The sequence below is a fragment of the Eubacterium sp. 3_1_31 genome, assembly GCF_964249515.1.
Lineage (GTDB): Bacteria > Bacillota_I > Bacilli_A > Erysipelotrichales > Erysipelotrichaceae > Longicatena > Longicatena caecimuris.
Genome location: NZ_CAXUBY010000007.1, coordinates 33,902 through 52,675, shown reverse-complemented (window position 1 = coordinate 52,675; position 18,774 = coordinate 33,902). Strand labels below are relative to the sequence as shown.

At 39.2% G+C, this 18,774-nt stretch carries 16 protein-coding genes and 1 tRNA gene; 1 reads left to right on the top strand and 16 read right to left on the bottom strand.

What is annotated here, in order from left to right:
- Positions 1–13: 13 nt before the first annotated feature.
- The 16 genes from ACESSZ_RS04690 to ACESSZ_RS04615 all read right to left on the bottom strand — a co-directional run bounded on the left by ACESSZ_RS04690 (position 14) and on the right by ACESSZ_RS04615 (position 18,175).
- The gene (locus ACESSZ_RS04690) at positions 14–1,414 is read right to left on the bottom strand and encodes a murein hydrolase activator EnvC family protein (RefSeq protein ID WP_008978184.1); all 1,401 of its coding nucleotides are present in this window, start codon (positions 1,412–1,414) and stop codon (positions 14–16) included.
- A complete protein-coding gene (gene ftsX / locus ACESSZ_RS04685; RefSeq protein ID WP_117547935.1) occupies positions 1,411–2,307 on the bottom strand; it encodes a permease-like cell division protein FtsX in 897 nt (298 codons plus the stop codon). Before ftsX ends, ACESSZ_RS04690 begins: the two co-directional genes overlap by 4 nt.
- On the bottom strand, positions 2,300–2,989 hold the full coding sequence (gene ftsE / locus ACESSZ_RS04680; protein WP_008978182.1) for a cell division ATP-binding protein FtsE: 690 nt from the start codon (positions 2,987–2,989) through the stop codon (positions 2,300–2,302). The genes ftsX and ftsE overlap by 8 nt, the downstream gene beginning before the upstream one ends.
- A 156-nt stretch (positions 2,990–3,145) precedes the next feature.
- Entirely contained in the window at positions 3,146–4,009 is an 864-nt protein-coding gene (locus tag ACESSZ_RS04675) for a YitT family protein (protein ID WP_117547934.1), read from the bottom strand.
- 1,557 nt (positions 4,010–5,566) lie between these two features.
- A complete protein-coding gene (locus tag ACESSZ_RS04670; protein WP_119983430.1) occupies positions 5,567–6,223 on the bottom strand; it encodes a DUF1648 domain-containing protein in 657 nt (218 codons plus the stop codon).
- A gap of 85 nt (positions 6,224–6,308) precedes the next feature.
- Complete coding sequence (locus tag ACESSZ_RS04665) at positions 6,309–6,488, bottom strand: ArsR family transcriptional regulator (RefSeq protein ID WP_270355139.1); 180 nt, start codon at positions 6,486–6,488, stop codon at positions 6,309–6,311.
- Between the two features lie 246 nt (positions 6,489–6,734).
- Positions 6,735–6,863, bottom strand: coding sequence for a hypothetical protein (locus tag ACESSZ_RS04660; RefSeq protein WP_270355647.1), 129 nt, complete (start codon positions 6,861–6,863; stop codon positions 6,735–6,737).
- A gap of 361 nt (positions 6,864–7,224) precedes the next feature.
- Positions 7,225–8,326, bottom strand: a protein-coding gene (gene prfB, locus ACESSZ_RS04655; protein WP_499842697.1) for a peptide chain release factor 2 whose coding sequence is annotated in 2 segments (ribosomal slippage) — positions 7,225–8,253 and positions 8,255–8,326 — 1,101 coding nt in all. Because the reading frame shifts where the segments join, the coding sequence is not laid out codon by codon here.
- A complete protein-coding gene (gene secA / locus ACESSZ_RS04650; protein WP_117547930.1) occupies positions 8,327–10,672 on the bottom strand; it encodes a preprotein translocase subunit SecA in 2,346 nt (781 codons plus the stop codon).
- A 152-nt stretch (positions 10,673–10,824) separates the two neighbouring features.
- Positions 10,825–11,022, bottom strand: coding sequence for a cold-shock protein (locus ACESSZ_RS04645; RefSeq protein ID WP_008690517.1), 198 nt, complete (start codon positions 11,020–11,022; stop codon positions 10,825–10,827).
- Positions 11,023–11,316: 294 nt separating this feature from the next.
- Entirely contained in the window at positions 11,317–11,520 is a 204-nt protein-coding gene (locus ACESSZ_RS04640; RefSeq protein ID WP_008978176.1) for a cold-shock protein, read from the bottom strand.
- A 26-nt stretch (positions 11,521–11,546) separates the two neighbouring features.
- Positions 11,547–12,275: a ComF family protein gene (locus tag ACESSZ_RS04635; protein WP_008978175.1), complete on the bottom strand. Its 729-nt coding sequence runs from the start codon at positions 12,273–12,275 to the stop codon at positions 11,547–11,549.
- Positions 12,206–13,354 carry a helicase-related protein gene (locus tag ACESSZ_RS04630; RefSeq protein WP_270757361.1) on the bottom strand — a complete coding sequence of 383 codons (1,149 nt, stop codon included), beginning with the start codon at positions 13,352–13,354 and terminating at the stop codon, positions 12,206–12,208. The genes ACESSZ_RS04635 and ACESSZ_RS04630 overlap by 70 nt, the downstream gene beginning before the upstream one ends.
- 119 nt (positions 13,355–13,473) lie before the next feature.
- Positions 13,474–14,190, bottom strand: coding sequence for a sugar phosphate nucleotidyltransferase (locus tag ACESSZ_RS04625; RefSeq protein ID WP_008690509.1), 717 nt, complete (start codon positions 14,188–14,190; stop codon positions 13,474–13,476).
- Between the two features lie 57 nt (positions 14,191–14,247).
- Positions 14,248–15,252, bottom strand: a complete 1,005-nt coding sequence (galE, locus tag ACESSZ_RS04620) for a UDP-glucose 4-epimerase GalE (RefSeq protein WP_117547928.1) — start codon at positions 15,250–15,252, stop codon at positions 14,248–14,250.
- A 127-nt stretch (positions 15,253–15,379) separates the two neighbouring features.
- Complete coding sequence (locus ACESSZ_RS04615; protein WP_331866694.1) at positions 15,380–18,175, bottom strand: Ig-like domain-containing protein; 2,796 nt, start codon at positions 18,173–18,175, stop codon at positions 15,380–15,382.
- A gap of 326 nt (positions 18,176–18,501) precedes the next feature.
- Between ACESSZ_RS04615 and ACESSZ_RS04610 the strand changes: the two genes are divergently transcribed.
- Positions 18,502–18,591, top strand: a tRNA-Ser gene (locus tag ACESSZ_RS04610).
- Positions 18,592–18,774 lie beyond the last annotated feature (183 nt).

Below are 18,774 nucleotides of genomic sequence, written 5' to 3'. Positions count from 1 at the left end.
TTTTGGATTGTTCTTATCGATAGCCATATACATCTTCGGGATGCTCACGACATGGTGGGCCTTTTACACTGCACACATTCGCCAAACCGGCAGATCCCCAGCCATTGCCCCAGGCAAAATCCGCAGTTGACTGAAAACGACTAATGGCAGTATCTATTGCCATATTACCGAGATTGATGACTTCTAAATGGCAATGCGGACCTGTTGTATTCCCGGTATTTCCGCTTAAACCTAATAATTGTCCCTTACTTACCTTCTGTCCGGCGCGGACACTGAAATTCTCCTGTGCCATATGGAAGAACGATAACGCATAGGTCGTTCCATCAACTCTTGTCAGCATCTGAATAGAATTTCCGGTGCCGGCTGGATACCCTGTTGTATTGCCGATATATCCACTATTTGTAGAAACCGGATTATTTGCGTATAGAATGACCCCATTTGCCGGCGCATAAATAGGCGTACGCAAAGAAACTGCTACATCTAACCCTAAATGCACACCACCGTTTGGATAATAGAAGCTATTTGCCGATATAGAACCATTGACCGGTTTGGCTAATTTGCCACTTGTCGTAAAATTAAAGGAACCATTTGGAGCATTCGTAATATTGATCATATTCTCTTGTATTGTTGAAATATCAACCTTTACTGAACGCATCTTTTCATCCAGTGCCTCTTCCTGTTTGCGGAATTTATCAAGCAGCACTTGTTTCTGTTTCCGCACTTCTTCAGCTTCTTTTTTGGCCTTTTCATTATTCCTTTTGGTTTCTTCTAAAGCTGTTTTTAATCGCACTTTTTCACTTTTTTGTAAATTTTGTTCCTGTTTCTCTTCTTTGATCTTATCAATTTCACGCTGATCCTGTTCATTGATACGATTCAATCCATCAATCTTGCGAATCATATCTAAAAGATCTTGCGAGCCCATGATAATTTCCAAACTCATATTCGTACCAATCGTTGCTTGTTCATCCTGCATTCGCTTGATGATAATAGCATTTCGTTCATCAATGGAACGTTGCAATGCATTGATTTTCTCATTCAGTTTTTTAATATCTGAATTAATCAGACGAATGCTGGCCTCATTCATGGCAATTTTCTTTTCAATCGTCTTGACTAAGGATGCTTGTTTTTTTACTGCTGCAGCCAGTTTATCTATATTGTCATCCAAGGCACTGATTTGTTTTTTCAGACTACTGACTTCATTTTGGAGCTGTGTGCTTTGTTTGGCATAATATGTTTTAAACTGTGCACATTTTGTTGCCATTTCGGAACTGCTCTGCGCAACACTGCAGCGTTTGACCCAGGCATCTTCATTTCCTTCAAACTCATTTGCCCGTAAAGCTGATGTTGACTGGGAAGATGTCACTACCCAGGTACATAAGAAAGCTGCCAGTGTGATCTGTTTCCATTTTTTCATCTTCGCCACCTCAAATATTTCGTTGTCGCCAGAAAGCTTCCCGCAACACCGACAAGCGCTCCGCTGCCTACTAAGACAGCAGACAATTGTAACAGGAAGGGATACAGTGGCTGCATCACAAACATACTGGATAAAAAATACCCATTCAGCATGTGATATAAAGTACTATATCCGATACACATCAAGGCAATCGGCAGAATAGCACCTAAGATGCCGATGCACATACCTTCCATCATAAATGGTGTTTTTATGTACGCATTATTTGCGCCCACAAAACGCATGATGGATAATTCGGTATTCCGCGTATAAATTGTCATTTTAATCGTATTGGTAATCAGAAATAAGGCAATCAGTGATAATGCCAAAACAAAGATAAAACCACTGCTGCGAATAAAAGAGAAGGTGTCAATCATATGCTGAATGCTTTCTCCGCCATATTCGGCCTTTTCTATACCATCGATTGCATTTAAGGCTTTGGTAACGCTAGGAATTTTTGATGCTTCTTTTACCTCTACAATAAATACATTGGGCATGGGATTTTTATCTTTATAACGTTGAAAGACACTGCCGCTTTCTTTGATCAACGCATCCAATTCTTCTTCTTTGGAGCTAAAATGCACAGCTGCCACATCTTGCATCTTGGCAATTTCTTTCTTCATTGCCGTAATGGCGTCTTGATCGGCAATGGAATCAATTGCCACATGAATCTTTAAATCGCCTTCCACATGTTGCGTGAAATTTTCTACATTGCCCGCAATTACAAAAAACAGTGCCATCAGAAGCAGTGTTACACTGACTGCTGAAACACTGGAAATCGTCATAGCCATATGGCGCTGTAACCCTTTCAGCGCACTCAGCACATGTTTTGGCAGATATTTCACAAACTCAATCATGTTGTATGTATCCGCCTTTCTTTATATCGGCAACGATAAATCCTTCTTCTAAGGCTATGGTTCGTTTTTTATATGCATTTACCAGTTTTTCATCATGCGTTACCATGACTATGGTCGTCTTTTCTACCTGATTGATCTTATCTAATAATTGAATGATCTCAATGGATTTCTCTGGATCAAGATTGCCGGTTGGCTCATCCGCAATGAGTACCTTAGGATGATTGGCAATGGCTCTGCCGATGGTTGCCCTTTGTTGTTGCCCGCCGGATAATTGTTCCGGGAAGGCTTTGGCTTTATCTTGCAAATCGACCAGTTCCAAAACCTCACGGACACGACGACGGATTGCCGTCTTTTCCATGGCCAGAACTTCTAAAGCGAAAGCGATGTTCTCAAAGACGGTCATCTTTGGGAGTAAACGAAAATCTTGAAATATTACACCGATATTGCGACGATATAGCGGTACTTTCGCATGTCGTAACTTACCGACATTGATACCATTGACAAATACCTCGCCATCATCCGGCAATTCTTCACCATCTAATATTTTGATGAGTGTGGATTTGCCACAGCCGGTTGGTCCTATGATGTAAACAAATTCACCGTCTTCTACTTCCAGGTTGATATCACGGAGTGCATGAACTCCATTTCTGTATGATTTTGAGACATTTTTCAACAGAATCATTCTATCACTCCTTCGCGTTTCATTATAACATAAATAGCAGTCATTTCCAAAAGTTTGCGAGCTGTAAAATTCTTACATTTCCTTAACTCCAATTTGCTAAAACAACATCAAAAGTAAAACAGTGCTGCACATTCAGGCGGCACTGTTTTTTTAAGATTATAAACCTTGCATATATGTAAAACCTTCTCCTTGTACCTCATTGACATCATTCACAATCACAAAGGCTTCCGGATCCACATGGGCAATGATACGATCCAATACAGGAAATTGTTTTTTCATAACGACCGTCATGATCACCGGTTTTTGTTTCCTTGTATAACCGCCTTCCGCATGCAAAATTGTTGCGCCGCGATTGATGTTCGTATAAATTTCTTGCATCAGCTCTTCATATTTATCCGAAATAATCATGATGTTTTTAGCCTCATGGCTGCCGATGGTCATCACCTTATCAATGATCTGTCCACAAATCCAGACAGAGACTAAGCCAATCATGGCTGCTTCAATGCCATATGTGCTAGCACCTAGTAATACCGTAGCACCATCTATGCACATTACCAACGTTGGCAAAGGAATACCGGTATATTTATTTATTACCAGCGGTGGTATATCCATTCCACCTGTGCTTGCGCCTACACGATAGACTAGCCCAATGCCTACGCCGATGCAGACACCACCGTAAATACTTGCCAGTAATGCATTATTGGTGATAAATACATTCGCAAACATTTCATGCGTTACCGTGATAAACAAAGGATAAACGATGGTACTTAAAATCGTCTTCATAGCAAACTGTTTGCCTAATACAATAGCGCCTACGATAAACAATGCAATTGTTAATCCATTGATTACTAAGGTGGCCGGCAGATGAAAAACCGGCTGTAAGGCTACGGCGATACCCGCTACGCCTCCTGATAATATATCGGATGGCAAAATAAACAGATTGACTCCAAGGGCAATGATGAGGTTCCCTGCTATTACTGATATTACATCTATCAACATTCCATAGGTTTCTTTTTTCATGTTCGTGCTCCTTAACATCCCATCCGTTATTATACCACAGTAGTAGGACTTTTGTATGAGATATCGTTATTTTAAGAAAAGAAAAAAGGGACGCTTTGGCAATGGTGAACACCCGTAAGGAAGTAATTTAATCATGTGACAGGGTGGCATAGCTTCAACTATGCCGTCTTGCTTTTTCTCTGCCGTTCAATCGTCTGCTTGTCCTCATCCTGTTTCAGTTCCCCAATGATGTTTTAAATAAGTTGAATTTTCTGCCTGCGGTGCCTGCTAGACTTGCCGAAAGCGCGAACAATTATCTACTTGTTGGGATATTCCCAAACCCTTTCAATACCTTCACCACCGCAAAATGAAAAATGCCAAAGGCTTTGACAATATTAGAAAAATATTTTTTCTCTTTACCACGATGGAGATAGGGCAAACTTCCAAACAAAAGCAAAAAATATTCGCCCGCTCATGGGAAACAGACGAACGGGGCGACTGTGATAGAAATGTTCATAGGAGGGATGTGGTAAAATGTAGTATAAACAAAGCGACATATTTGAATTTGTTGGGATGTAGAGAGATTTGTATTTTGGAGGTTTCATGAGTAAATTTCTTGATGACTTTATAGAAAATTACAAATTTAGATAATGATTGCAGTATAATAGGAAAGAAGATTTCTTTATTTTTTTCCGTTTTTTAGAAGATTGTGGGTTTATAAAAATGCAGTAGAAAAATATAGAACATTCGCATTTGAGTAAGGGAAAAACTATTGATCTTATTTTTCAAATGTTAGGAAGCATCGAGTAATAAAATTCCGCTTTTTCGGGATGAATAGGAATTAGAGTGAGGAAATATGGAAATTGCAATTATATACATATGGACAATGTTATTGACTGGTGTTATAGGTTTAGGAACAAAACCGAAGGGTGGAATTTTCATTTCTAAATATATGAAATGGATTTTATTAATACCAGTACGAAAGGGAACGGTAATTCCACGATATATTATAATCATACGCGTATTGATGCAATTAGCTACCATTATTTGCATAATATACTTAGCTATTAAGTCTACAACAGTGGAATACCGAGATATTCAAAAGATGTATGGAATGTTTATGGGGGGAGTGTGCCCATTGCTAACAGTTGTATGTAGTAAGATTTTTTAAGAAAGGAAATAAAAAGGAAAAGAAGATGAAAAGAAACTAGAATTTGTGGAAGTGATAAAAATGGCAATAGATAATGCAAATGTTATTGATGTATTGGGATAGATAAAGAACGAAATGCAGTACGCCTTTTGTTGACAGACCATCTTGATTGGATAGGCAAAGCTGAAAATACATTGAGTGAATATGACCATAGTTTCTCTTTCTTGCTTAGAAGCGTATATATAAGCATTATTAAACAAGAATCCCTTTTCATGAAACTGCAAATAGCTAAAAACAAAACATACTATAGCCACAATCCCTAAAATAACAGCTCCGATTATATTTTCCATAACATTCTCTCTGTAAGTTTCGAATAATTACGTACTTTCAACCACTATCAATTACTTTAATTATAATACATAACTATATCAATATTTCTTAGATAATCTAAATGTATAGTAGGTGTCAACAACCAGAAGAATTGTTATGACGCCCATTGTCCACCAAAAGCAGGTAAAACCTTTTGTTAAAAAGCATACTGTAATTATAATAGCACCTCCAGCGATAAATGAAATACCACCAAATCGTTGGCTTTTTTTCCATGTCGCTTCATTTTTCATACTCCATACTGTTCTCAGCCCAACAACTGCGTTCATTCGTAATTTTGGCATAATACTGCCTAAAATAATCATCGAAACGCCAAGCAGTCCAAATAAAAGCTGATTGATATCTAGAGCAATCGAAGAAAGGTTTTCAATCGAATTGAAATCAGCATACAGAAAATAACCCGTCATGGCATTAAACAGAGCAAGAGATACCATTCCAGCTACAATACATACATTTTCGTTATTACTTCCATTTTCTTCGTTTTTTGAAAAATATTTAGCCGTTCCAAGCATAACGTATCCGAAGACAACTGTAATCACAGGAAAAATTAGTGTTTCATATTTACTGCCCCAACGTGTTACTTGATTATTCAAATCATAATGAGCCGGGATTTGCTCTGGCAAGAATTGTAAGGCAATTAGAGCAACTATCAATGGTAAAAACATAAGAGTGTAAAAAACGATTTTTTTCTTTTTCATTGTTGACCTCCATGCAAATTACTATCCAAATAATTGTTTCATCAAGGATAGATAAATTTAATTCATAGTAAATATAATTTTTATATCATGTTTCGTAAATCAAGTCTGCCTTTTTTAGTTTAGATAAATGGTATGACAATGCCAATGGTGTCATATCCAATGCGATAGCTAAATCTTTTGAACTTATTTTTCCTTGCTGTAACTTTAGCAGATTTTTTCGGCGAGTATCGTCTGCTAAAGCAGCTAACACTTTATTTATAGCCACCCCATCACGCCTCCACCTATTTCAAATAATCTTTACATGGATTATGTCAGCCTTGCGTTATTTTTACAAGTCTATTTCAAAATATTTTTAAATAGCAAAACAAAAAATACTGTCAATGATCATGATAAACAGTGTAAGCACTGCCATCGATGGTATTTTTTATTTTGCTTATGGGTAGGCAAGGACGATAAACCAAGAACAGGCTTACCGCCCAATCATTTATCTTGTTATGCGTAAATCAATTCACTATTGACCACCTTTCTTGCACAGGCTTGAATGTTGTTCATCAATCCTATCCATTCCCAAAGTTGCTCTGCTTAGTATTTCCATCACACCCTGCCTTTCTGCCATTTCCTTAATCAATCTATGGAACATATGCTCCGCTTGTTGGTTAATATCGGCAAGATAGCGGTTAAGTGTACCCTGTATGGGTTTATGTTACGAAGTAGATGCAAAAAAGCTTTGATTTATGCTACTTTACAGACGCAGAAATGAGGTGGTAAGGGTTTTATACTCCCTTTTCGAAAACGGTGTTCTATTGCGTAACATTTGTCCTTTTCACACATGCCTATAGGAACAGAAAGAACAGGCAAGAAGCTCCCCGCTTCTTGCCTGTTCCTTGTTGTAACTCTGTTTGTCAGCCGTTAAGTTAGTTTTGTGTGGTACTTCCTTATCAGCTTTATCCTAAAAGAAATGTCACCTTGTTTTGTGAATGTCAGTCTTATATAGAGAACCTTTATTGAATTAACGTTTTTAAATAAGCAAAGATAAAGCCATCTAAATCACCGTCCATGACACCTTGCACATCACTCGTCTCATGATTGGTGCGATGATCCTTTACCATGCTGTAAGGATGGAAGACATAACTGCGAATCTGAGAACCCCATTCATTCGCCTTAACTTCACCCTTGATTTCCGCCAACTTTGCCTCTTGTTCCTCAATCATCTTTTGATACAAGCGACTCTTTAACACACGCAATGCTTCCTCACGGTTCTCATGCTGACTGCGTCCGTTTTGGCAAGTTGCGACTAATCCGGTCGGTTTATGTACCATGCGTACGGCAGAATCCGTCTTGTTAATATGCTGACCACCGGCACCACTGGCACGTTTTGTTTCCACGATTAAATCTTCCGGTTTAATCTCAATTTCAATTTCATCATTAAATTGAGGCATGACATCCAAAGACGCAAAAGAGGTATGACGTCTTCCTCCGGCATCAAAAGGAGAGATACGCACTAAACGATGAACACCTTTTTCTGCCTTGAGATAGCCATAAGCCATATCACCTTCTACTAAGAACGTGATGGATTTAATACCGGCTTCATCCCCCGGCTGATAATCCAGCACACTGACTTTGAATTCGTGCTTTTCCGCCCAGCGAGAGTACATGCGATACAACATATCTGCCCAATCACAGGATTCGGTTCCTCCGGCTCCTGGATGCAGCTCTAAAATCGCACTGGAATGGTCATATTCATGTGACAACAAGACCTTGATTTCAAAATCAGCAAAGTTTTTTTCCATCTCCTGATATTCTAATTCAAAAAGTTCAAAGATTTCTTCATCGAAATCTTCCTTCAACAGTTCCTGTGTTTCATCAAGTGAGCTTAATGCCTTTTGTAACGCATTATAGCTATCCACAACATCCTTGATGGCATTTAACTGACGAATGACGACTTGTGCCTTTTGCGGATCATTCCAAAAGCTTTCTTCCAACGTTTTCGCTGTCAGCTCCTGTATTTTATAGCGTCTGGCAGTTAAGTCAAAGTGACTCACCAAGCTGTTTCAGTTTCGCCTGATGAGTGTTCACCCCCTGCCTGATTTCGTATAGTTCCATTTATGCTTCCTTTCTTTCGATTTGCACCTTCATAGCGAAGAAGACAACTTCACGGGCAATTCTTGCCTGCATTTCTTCAAACATCTCATAACCTTCTTCGATGTAGGCCTGCAATGGATTGTTTTGTGCATAGGCACGCAAATGAATACCATTGCGCAGTTTATCCATCATATCGATATGTTCGATCCAGTTACGGTCCATATTACGTAAAACGATGGTTTTTTCAAATTGTTTAAATTCATCACGGATATCACTGATCTTATCATCATACAGCTGGAAAATATAATCGCTGCAATATTTTGCTGTTTCATCGGCATCTTTACCACGCAGATTTTCAACCTTTATATTATCTTCTGCCGCTACACCTAATACTTCCAGACCTTGACGGATACCATCATAATCGACATTATCTTCACGTTTTGAAGTATCAACGTTGGCATTGACAACATTTTCAATGACCCGATCAATCATATCGCGAACGATGCCATGAACATCTTCGTTTTCTAAGACAAAGTTACGCTGTTCATACATGATTTCACGCTGTTTACGCAAAACATCATCATAATCCAGCAATTGTTTACGAACGTCATAGTTATAGCCTTCGACACGTTTCTGTGCCTGGGTGATAGATTTGGTAACCATCTTTGATTCAATCTGAGCATCGCCTAAAGAATCAAACAGCTTTTCAAACTTCTCGCCGCCGAAACGAATCATCAATTCATCCTTTAAAGATACATAGAAACGAGAGAAACCAGGATCACCCTGACGACCGCTTCGTCCACGCAGCTGGTTATCAATACGTCTGGATTCATGACGCTCACTACCTAAGACAGCCAAACCACCGAGTGCTTTTGATTCCTCAGTCAGCTTGATATCGGTACCACGACCTGCCATGTTGGTCGCAACGGTAACACTTTTCGGACGACCTGCTTTGGCGATGATTTCCGCTTCTCGTGCATGGTTCTTCGCATTCAATACTTCATGTGGAATGCGTGCTTTTTGTAACAGCTGATGTACCAGTTCACTGGCTTCAACGGAAATTGTACCGACCAATACCGGCTGCCCTTTCGCATATAACTCTTTTACTTCTTCAATCAACGCATTGAATTTCAAGCGAGGATTGGCAAAGATAGCATCCGGATAGTCTTCACGGATAACCGGACGGTTGGTTGGTATCTCAATAACACGCATGTTATAAATATCTAAGAATTCTTCTTCTTCAGTTTTGGCTGTACCGGTCATACCAGCCAGCTTATCATACAGACGGAAGAAGTTCTGATACGTAATTGTCGCCAAGGTTGTTGTTTCTTCTTTAATTGGCACACCTTCTTTAGCTTCAATCGCTTGATGTAAACCATCCGAATATGCACGACCAGGCATCGTACGTCCGGTAAAGGTATCGACGATGACAATCTCATTATCCTGAACGACATATTCCACTTCGTTTTTCATAATGTAGTTTGCCTTTAAGGCCTGGGTAATATGATGAACCAATTGCGTATGTTCAATATCATATAAGTTCTTGATTTTAAAGTAGCGTTCTGCACTATGAACACCCTTTTCACTCAGCATGATCTGACGTGTTTTTTCATCAATTTCATAATCGTCGCCTTTTAAGCGTTTCGCAAAGGCATCTGCCTGTAAATATAAGTTTGCTGTTTTCTTCGCCCCGCCGCTAATGATCAATGGTGTTCTGGATTCATCGACCAAAATGGAATCGACCTCATCGACGATTGCTACATGCAAGCCGCGCAATACACGATCTTTAACATCCGTAACCATGTTGTCACGCAAATAATCAAAACCTAATTCGGAGTTTGTCGTATAAGTGATGTCACAGTTATATGCTTCACGTTTTTGTAATGGTGATAAAGGACGTGAGTTTACCCCAACGCTTAACCCTAAGAAACGATAGATCTGTCCCATCCATTCCGCATCTCGACTAGCTAAGTATTCATTGACGGTAACTACATGTACACCTTCTTGTGATAATGCATTCAGATACACGCACATGGTTGATGTCAAGGTCTTACCTTCACCAGTCTTCATCTCGGCAATGTCACCGCCATGCATGGCAGCAGCACCCATAATCTGTACCTTATAAGGGAATTCGCCAATGGTTCTGCGCGCAGCCTCACGAGCTACCGCAAAAGCTTCCACCTGCAGATCCTCCAATGTTTCTCCTTTGCTGTAACGTTCTTGGAATTCCTGCGTCTTAGCCCGCAGTTCATCGTCACTCAATGCCTCCATGGAATCTTGCAATGCAATAACCGCATCGGCAATTTTCTCCAGTTTGTGCAATGTTTTCTTTTCGCCGTTTAATAATCGTTCAATAAAATTCGCCATGAAAAACCTCCACTATATGTATTTGTCATATTTTCATACGTTTTCACTATTTTAATCGTGAATATTTAATACAAATTACCTTTTCTATTGTAACACAAACTTGTCATGGATACACCATAAAAAAACAGGCTTCTGCCTGTTTTTACACTTTTTTAAAGTTTTACGATGTTGTGAGCCTGAAGACCTCTTTCTGTTTCAACAAGTTCAAATTCAACCTTTGCGTCAGCATCGATTGTTTTGAAACCTTCCATCATCAACTGAGAGTAGTGAAAGAATACATCTCTGCCATCTTCTAATGTGATGAATCCGTATCCTTTCTCTTGATTAAACATTTTAACTTTTCCTTGCATTCTTAAATCCTGTACCTTTCTATGCGAACCTTACTGCATAGTAAAATTATAAAGACATTTTATTGAAAAATCAATGAATTTAGTACATTGTTTTGTAAAAAAATCGTCAGTTTTTGTTGGAAGTACAACGATTTTAAACATTTTTTCAAAAATGTATATTTTTTACACACAGCTTTTGTTCCTTTTACAAATCCTTTTCATTTCCAATACAATCTAAATGAATTGTATTGTAGCGATTTAAGGTGATCTACCTTAAAGAATCCTATGTTTTTATGTTACGCTAAATCTTAAAAATTAAGATGAACAGACTTCGACATTACGTGCCTGTAATCCTTTATCTGATTCTACTGCCTCAAAGGTTACCGTCTGACCTTCTTCCAGACTCTTGTATCCATCTTGTAGAATTTGTGAATAATGGACAAAGACATCTTTGCCATCCTCACTGGATATGAAACCATATCCTTTTTCTGCGTTAAACCATTTTACTTTACCTTTCATTCACTTCACCTTCCTGATTTCAACAATCAAAGTATAGAGAATCGCATACGTTTTAGCAAACCTTTTTCATCGCAGGATTCGACAAAAAGAGGATGTGCTGCCAGTACCAGCGCCTCTATTTTATATGTATGCGGCAAGAGTTTTTGGTATGCACACAAGATGGTAGAACCACTTGTGCATACATCATCAACAAGTAATAGGGGCTTTTGGGGCAAAGAAACATCACTTCTTCGTTGTATTACCTGGGAAATAAGAGCCCTGTTTTGCATATTTTGTAAGGATTGTTTGTGATTGCTTGTCTTATAAAAGGGTTCAATGATTTCCAGCTTGCAAGCTTGCAGCATCTCCCTTACTGGCAAGAAACCGCGTTCCAACATCTTCTCTTTACTGGAAGGCATTAATACAATGGCATATTGTCGAAATTTGTCATTAAGTTCCTGCATAACTTCATGAAAAAACACAGGACGCAAGGCAATATCCCTACCTTCTTTAAATTGAAAGATCATGCTTTCTAAAAAATCATTGTAACGATACAACATAGACAATTGCAGCGAGTCCAACTTCGTGCTCTTGCATAAGGGCTCCAACTGTTTTCGGCATGCCCCGCATAAGAAAGAAGAACGTTTTACATAATGAAAGATATCTTCTTGTTTATGTACATTCTGAAAACATAACAGACAATGCTCTACAATGTCTGATTCATCTTGTGAATGGCGATGGAGCAGCGTTTGATAGAAGTGGTTTTGTGGCTGCATAAAAACACTCCTTTCCCTTTCGGCATTTCGATGTTACGACCAACACGCCCAATCATTTGGATGAGACTGGCCTCTTGAAAAATGGGATGATCGGCACATAGGATCATCACATAAATACCGCGAATGGTGATACCTCTTTCTAAAATGGTCGTCGTGATTAAGAAATCATATCGTTTTTCATGAAATTCATCTATCACCTTTTCTTTCTCTTTTGTTTTTGAGGTGAATACGGCACAACGATGTGTCAGTCGTAAGAAACGATACAATGTATTCGCCATATGTATCGTCGGAACAAATACCAAAGTCTGTATACCATCATGTTTTTGTTTACGTAAAAAATAAAGCATCCAAACTATCTGCGAAGCTTTTGGCATCTGATATACCTGCGGTTCTATCAATGGATAGCCATGCGGACGCTGAAACAATTCCACCATGCAAACTTCTTGCCTTTCCACCTTTTCTAGCATATCTTCATCCGGTGTGGCTGTGAGCATGAGCTTTTGTCCGATGCACGCATGCATCGCAATTGCTTCCAATAAAGCATTATCACGATAAGGAAACGCATCTACTTCATCCATAATGAGCAAATCAAACCAGCCATGATAGCGATATAATTGATGCATAGTACAAATAATCAAATCTCCATCCGTGATATCCGTAAATCCTTCACATACCGCAATGACCTGTAGCATAGGAAATGCCTGCTGCATACGTTCCTGTATTTCTAAGACGACCTGTCGTCTGCTGATCGCAAAGCCCACCTTCTTTCCTTGGCATAAATACCATTGTATTGCTTCCATTGTTAATTCTGTTTTACCGGCTCCGCAAGCGGCATACACTAAAACATCTTTGCCTTCTTTTAGGTACTGCATAATGGAGGCAACTGCGACTTGTTGTTTTGGCGTTAAAGGATAGGGCAGCGTGTAGTGACACTTACATCGTCTGCGCATGCATGGACGCGTTATTGGTTCCTTTCCGACATCTACTCTGCCAAACCCAATGCATTTTCGACAATACCAGACACCCTCATCTTGATAAAAATAGTTCATGTCCTCATTTCCGCAACGTTGGCAACGCATAAAAACCACCTCACTATGTCATACGACACAACTTGGTGGTTTTCCGTGTTTATTCAAATATTTTCATATTTTTCTAGTAAATAATCTCTTATTTATAGTTTTTACGTTTCGCAATATCATCACTTACGCATGGATTTCCAATAACGATCATACGTCTCCACGATTTCTTGATAATCTTTCATCGTGTTTAGATCACCGCCATATTTACGATCCAATTGATAAGCGTCTACCTCGACTTTTTTTACTACCTCTTGTAACAGCTCTTCCCATTCCCCATCAAAGCGTTTCTTTTCCTTCTCATGCAGATGGTTCAAAGTTTCTAATAAGATCATCTGAGCATCCTTACGCCAATAGCTGACACCGAGCAAGGACAATACTCTACGTTCTCCTCGATCGATATGGAATCCTTGAATATGGTGCTGTTCATCCACTTCAACAACGCGAACAGGTGCTCCATTGGGACGTTTCAGCATCGTATAAAACGTAGTATGTGTAAATGCTTCTTTAAAAATATTCTTGAATAAGACCGTATCCCCATGAATCAGCCAACATTCATTCAATTGTTCTGCAATTAAAGCAAGGGAATGGATATTATTGTATTCACCATATGCCGTATTATACAGGATATGAATAGGGTAGTTCTTTTTCAAAATAGAAAAATCTTCATGCCGATGCCCGGTAACAATGGTAATATCGCGAATACCTGCTTGTAATAAATACTGAATGATCTGTTTGATTACCATAGTTTGCCCGATGGTAAAAAACGCTTTATTTTTATATTTCGTCAATTCTTTAAAACGATGTCCCACACCTGCAGCTAAAATTACTGCTTTCATATAAAATCCCCCTGTGAAGAAAGGCAGCCCATCCGCTGCCTTTTCGATCACTTGTCTTTATTTCTTTGTTGTCTGTAAGAAATGCCAAGCATCCTTGCACATTTCTTCTAATCCTTTTTCTGCTTTCCAGCCTAACTCTTCCCACGCTTTTTTCGTACTTGCATAACATTGGGCAATATCCCCGGGACGGCGTGGATCAATTTGATATGGTACCTCAATCGCATTCACTTTTGCGAATGTATTGACAACATCCAATACGCTATATCCTATGCCGGTACCTAAATTGTACGCATCTACACCGATTGGCTCCATGACTTTTTTTACTGCATTGACATGGCCTTTGGCTAAATCCACCACATGAATGTAATCACGCACGCCGGTACCATCAGGTGTATCATAATCATTGCCATATACATGTAAAAAAGGCAGTTCTTTGTTTGCGACTTTTACAATGTAAGGCATTAAATTATTAGGAATGTCGTTTGGACTTTCTCCTATCAGACCACTCTTGTGTGCACCAATTGGATTGAAGTAACGCAACAATGCGATATTCCACTCAGGGTCAGATACATGCAGATCTTTTAGAATCTGTTCAATCATCAATTTTGTAGTACCATAAGGATTTGTGGTAGGTCCTAATGGAAAATCTTCATAGATAGGAACACTTGCTGGATTGCCATAAACCGTTGCGCTGCTAGAGAATACCAGACGCTTACAGTTATGCTTTGCCATCACTTTACACAATGCCAGGGTACTCATTAAATTATTCTGATAATACATCAAAGGTTTTGCCACAGATTCGCCCACTGCTTTATAACCGGCAAAATGAATAGCGGCATCAATCTTATGTTGGGCAAAGATTTGTGCCAACGCAGCTTCATCACAACAATCAGCTTCATAAAAGGTTACTTTTTTCCCTGTGATACTTTCTATCTTATCAACGACATCTGCCTGTGAATTATAAAGATTATCAAGGATTACAACGTCAAAGCCTGCATCCAGCAATTCTACACAGGTATGACTTCCAATAAATCCGGTTCCTCCGGTCACTAATATTTTCATAAGCTTCCTCCTGTTATTTCTGTTTCATTATAGCATTAATATAGCCTCTTGCTGCATTTATTTTTTATAAGCTGAAAAATTCAAATATCCTAGGGGATTTTTATGCCAATACTTGTTATCAATCTGCTTAATATACGCGTACCTTACAGCGTACCTTTTTACCATTGCTGGAAGTAGCACTAATATAGGCTGTTCCTGCTTTTTTCGCATATACCTTTCCTTTTGAAGTGACGGTTGCCACTTTCGTATTACTGGAACTCCATTTCACTGTTTTATAAGTTGCCTTGCTCGGTGAGATATAAGCACGTAATTGAAAAGAGCGTATTTTATTCAGAGTTAAGATGGTCGTATTTAGTTTGATGGAAGATACCGGTGTATGTTTTTTTACCGTTACAACGCAAGTTTTTTTAAGCCCATTCGCACTCACCGTGATCGTAACTTTTCCCGCTTTCTTCGCTGTCAACTTCCCGCTGCTGCTTATACTTGCTATCTTGGTGTTACTGGATTTCCATGTTGCCTTTGAAGATGCACCCGATACCTTGGCAGTTAAGGTTGTACTACCTTTTTCATATATAGACAATTTACTTTTAGAAAGGGAAAGCGATGGTGTTTTCACACTGACCTTACATGTTTTGGTAATTCCATTCGCAGTTACCGAAATGGTTGTTGTCCCTGCTTTTTTCCCGGTAATCTTACCTGTACTGCTCACTGTGGCAATGCTACTATTCTTTGTTTTCCATACACATTTACTGCTAAGTCCCTTGACACTGGCGGTTAAGGTATAGGAGCCTTTTACATTCACGGCAACACTTGTCTTAGATAACGACAAGGATGGCTTTACAACGACGACTTTACAAGTTTTCTTAGCATCGTTTGCTCTGGCACTGATATAGGCAGTACCGGCTTTTTTAGCTGTGATCTTACCAGATGAAGAAACTTCTGCCACTGCTTTATTATCTGATGACCAACGCACGGTTTGGGATTTTCCATAAGCCGTCGCTTTTAAAGTCACACTACCTTTTTCATACAAAGTTATTGATGTTTTATTCAAGGTAACGATTGGCTTTTTCACGCTAATCGAACAGGTTGCCGTAACTCCGTTTGCGATTGCGCTGATTTTGGTTGTTCCCGCTTTTAGCGCCGTTATGGTTCCCTTGGCATCAATTTTGGCTATGGATGGCTGTTCACTTTTCCATGAAATAGATGCTGTTGGAGTTACTGTGGCTTTTAAGGTATACGTCTTTCCAACATAGGTCGTCACAGATGCTGTATTCAGCTTGATGGTAGGATCTTTTACCGTGACACTGGCAATTCCATTCTTTCCATCCGCGGTAACAAACACAAGTGCTTTGCCGGCTTTCTTAGCCGTCAATACCCCATCGGCATTGACACTGACAACACTGGTATCACTACTCTTCCATACAGGTGTGCCCTGAATAGCTGTAACGATTTTCAAGGCCATCGTTTTATTTCGATACATCGTGATTGAAGTCGTATGCAAGGTTAATAGTGCTGGTTTCACGCTTACTTTACAGGAAGCCTTGCCCCCTGCTGCATCTTTTGCCGTAATGGTGACACTGCCTTCACGAATACCCAATACAGTGCCATTGGCATCCACACTGGCGATGTCAGCATTACTGCTGGACCAAGTAACCTTTTTATTGGTGAGCTTAGATGAAACCATTGGTTTTATGGTCATCGTGGTACCTGCTGGCAGCGATGTCGAAGACGTCGAAAGCTTTAATTGTAACTTCGTATATTCATCTTTTACCATCGCTTTAAACTTCGTCCAACCCATGGATCCCTTTTTCATATGATTCATGTTATATGGACAATCCTTGCCAGACCAGTCTTGATGACGTTTGACTGCTGTATACGGCAATCCATTTTCATATAAGATACTGGCTGTTAGATAAGCAGCATTTTTTTCAGCCTTAGCATAATTACCATCTGCATTTTCACAGATTTCTATCCCAATCGTTGATGCATTTCCACTGTCATTGCCATCACCGGCATGCCAGCCTACTTCATTCATTGCCAAACTTTGATAAATGACTTTATTATCTACTTGAAAATGCCAAGATGTCCATGCGGCCGTTCGGTTAACGTTGCGTTCATACTGGATATTCGCATGGGCTGCGGCATCCGCGCCTTTACTGGCATTTGCTGTATTGTGTATGGTCACATACTTTGGAACCATCGAGATACCTGAACGTGTAGGATCAGAAATCTTAGGTAATAATTTTTGTTTAATAGCCACACCATTAACACTTGTTTGCGATAAGGTCCGCTTGGTATTTAGATAGGTTGCATATTGCTTACTGAAAACCGTACCGTCATCATGATAGGAAGTTAAGATCCAGCCTTTATATTTTCCATTATTCACATAGGCAAAATAATTCGCACGCTTGCTAATCGTGTAAGTACCTGCCGGTATGGTTCCTGTCTCAAATCTATCATCAAAGATAGGTACAGAATAAACATCTAAGGTCTTCGTTGTTTTTAGCTGTGCCGATATATCTTCAATTTCTAATTCCTGGATGTTATCATCCCAAGTGGTGATCCATCCACTTCCTTTTTCTGTATTCACATAAAAATAATTGCCATATCGTTTCGTAGCATAGCGTATCTTTGGCGATAATTTTGCCTTAACATTGCCATATGGCTCTTTATATAATGATGTTGTTTTAAGGTTATATAAAATATAATTGCCGTTTCGCTGATACGTATACCCCTCTACACGTGCATAAGGATTTGCTTCCGCTATATCCTGAAAACCATCGCCATATGCATATTCTCCATCGTTGAAGACATCCTCCTTTATGGATGTGTTCGCTGTTTCTTTCTTTTCCTGCGCATGCACAAAAGACATCGATGATAATGGCAATGCCACACAAAATAATGCTATTAAAAGTTTCTTCATATCCTTTCAAATCCCCTCTCATTATTCATTTTATCATAAATGTGTCACATAAAGTTACAAGTTTTGGATATTTCTTACCGTCATGATCATACCAGCCTCTTTGAAAACTTATAGCGTTAACACTTATTACTATTATTATAGTCCCTTTTTCCTTTATTTGAAAGACAAACCTTATCGATTGTCTTACCATCTATCTGGTATATCAAGATGTCATGGTCTGATCTTATAATTCATCCTTATGATGAATTTCATTTTCGCTATTTGAATCAAATCGATGTTCCCTCTTGCATAACCTAACAAAAACAGTTACAATAACCACGTAATACGCAGCAGTGGCAGAGTCTGGTTTAATGCACCGGTTTCGAAAACCGGCGTGTCTTTTGACACCGGAGGTTCAAATCCTTTCTGCTGCGCCAAGTGTTTAGAATACACCGTGATAACGGTGTTTTTTTATCCCTATGATGCTCTGAATTCATTATCTTTATGAAACCTATAACCTTTTCCAGCGCAAACGTTTTCTCTTTCCTTCATTCTTATTTCCAAGAAAAGGATTGGTATATCAGAATTGCCTTTTTACCTCGAGAAATTATATAATAGAA

Coding starts and splice junctions, on each gene's coding strand:
- ACESSZ_RS04690 (WP_008978184.1), bottom strand. CDS start 1,414: ATGAAAAAATGGAAACAGATCACACTGGCAGCTTTCTTATGTACCTGG.
- ftsX (WP_117547935.1), bottom strand. CDS start 2,307: ATGATTGAGTTTGTGAAATATCTGCCAAAACATGTGCTGAGTGCGCTG.
- ftsE (WP_008978182.1), bottom strand. CDS start 2,989: ATGATTCTGTTGAAAAATGTCTCAAAATCATACAGAAATGGAGTTCAT.
- ACESSZ_RS04675 (WP_117547934.1), bottom strand. CDS start 4,009: ATGAAAAAAGAAACCTATGGAATGTTGATAGATGTAATATCAGTAATA.
- ACESSZ_RS04670 (WP_119983430.1), bottom strand. CDS start 6,223: ATGAAAAAGAAAAAAATCGTTTTTTACACTCTTATGTTTTTACCATTG.
- ACESSZ_RS04660 (WP_270355647.1), bottom strand. CDS start 6,863: ATGTTCCATAGATTGATTAAGGAAATGGCAGAAAGGCAGGGTGTGATG.
- secA (WP_117547930.1), bottom strand. CDS start 10,672: ATGGCGAATTTTATTGAACGATTATTAAACGGCGAAAAGAAAACATTG.
- ACESSZ_RS04645 (WP_008690517.1), bottom strand. CDS start 11,022: ATGCAAGGAAAAGTTAAAATGTTTAATCAAGAGAAAGGATACGGATTC.
- ACESSZ_RS04640 (WP_008978176.1), bottom strand. CDS start 11,520: ATGAAAGGTAAAGTAAAATGGTTTAACGCAGAAAAAGGATATGGTTTC.
- ACESSZ_RS04635 (WP_008978175.1), bottom strand. CDS start 12,275: ATGCAGCCACAAAACCACTTCTATCAAACGCTGCTCCATCGCCATTCA.
- ACESSZ_RS04630 (WP_270757361.1), bottom strand. CDS start 13,354: ATGCGTTGCCAACGTTGCGGAAATGAGGACATGAACTATTTTTATCAA.
- ACESSZ_RS04625 (WP_008690509.1), bottom strand. CDS start 14,190: ATGAAAGCAGTAATTTTAGCTGCAGGTGTGGGACATCGTTTTAAAGAA.
- galE (WP_117547928.1), bottom strand. CDS start 15,252: ATGAAAATATTAGTGACCGGAGGAACCGGATTTATTGGAAGTCATACC.
- ACESSZ_RS04615 (WP_331866694.1), bottom strand. CDS start 18,175: ATGAAGAAACTTTTAATAGCATTATTTTGTGTGGCATTGCCATTATCA.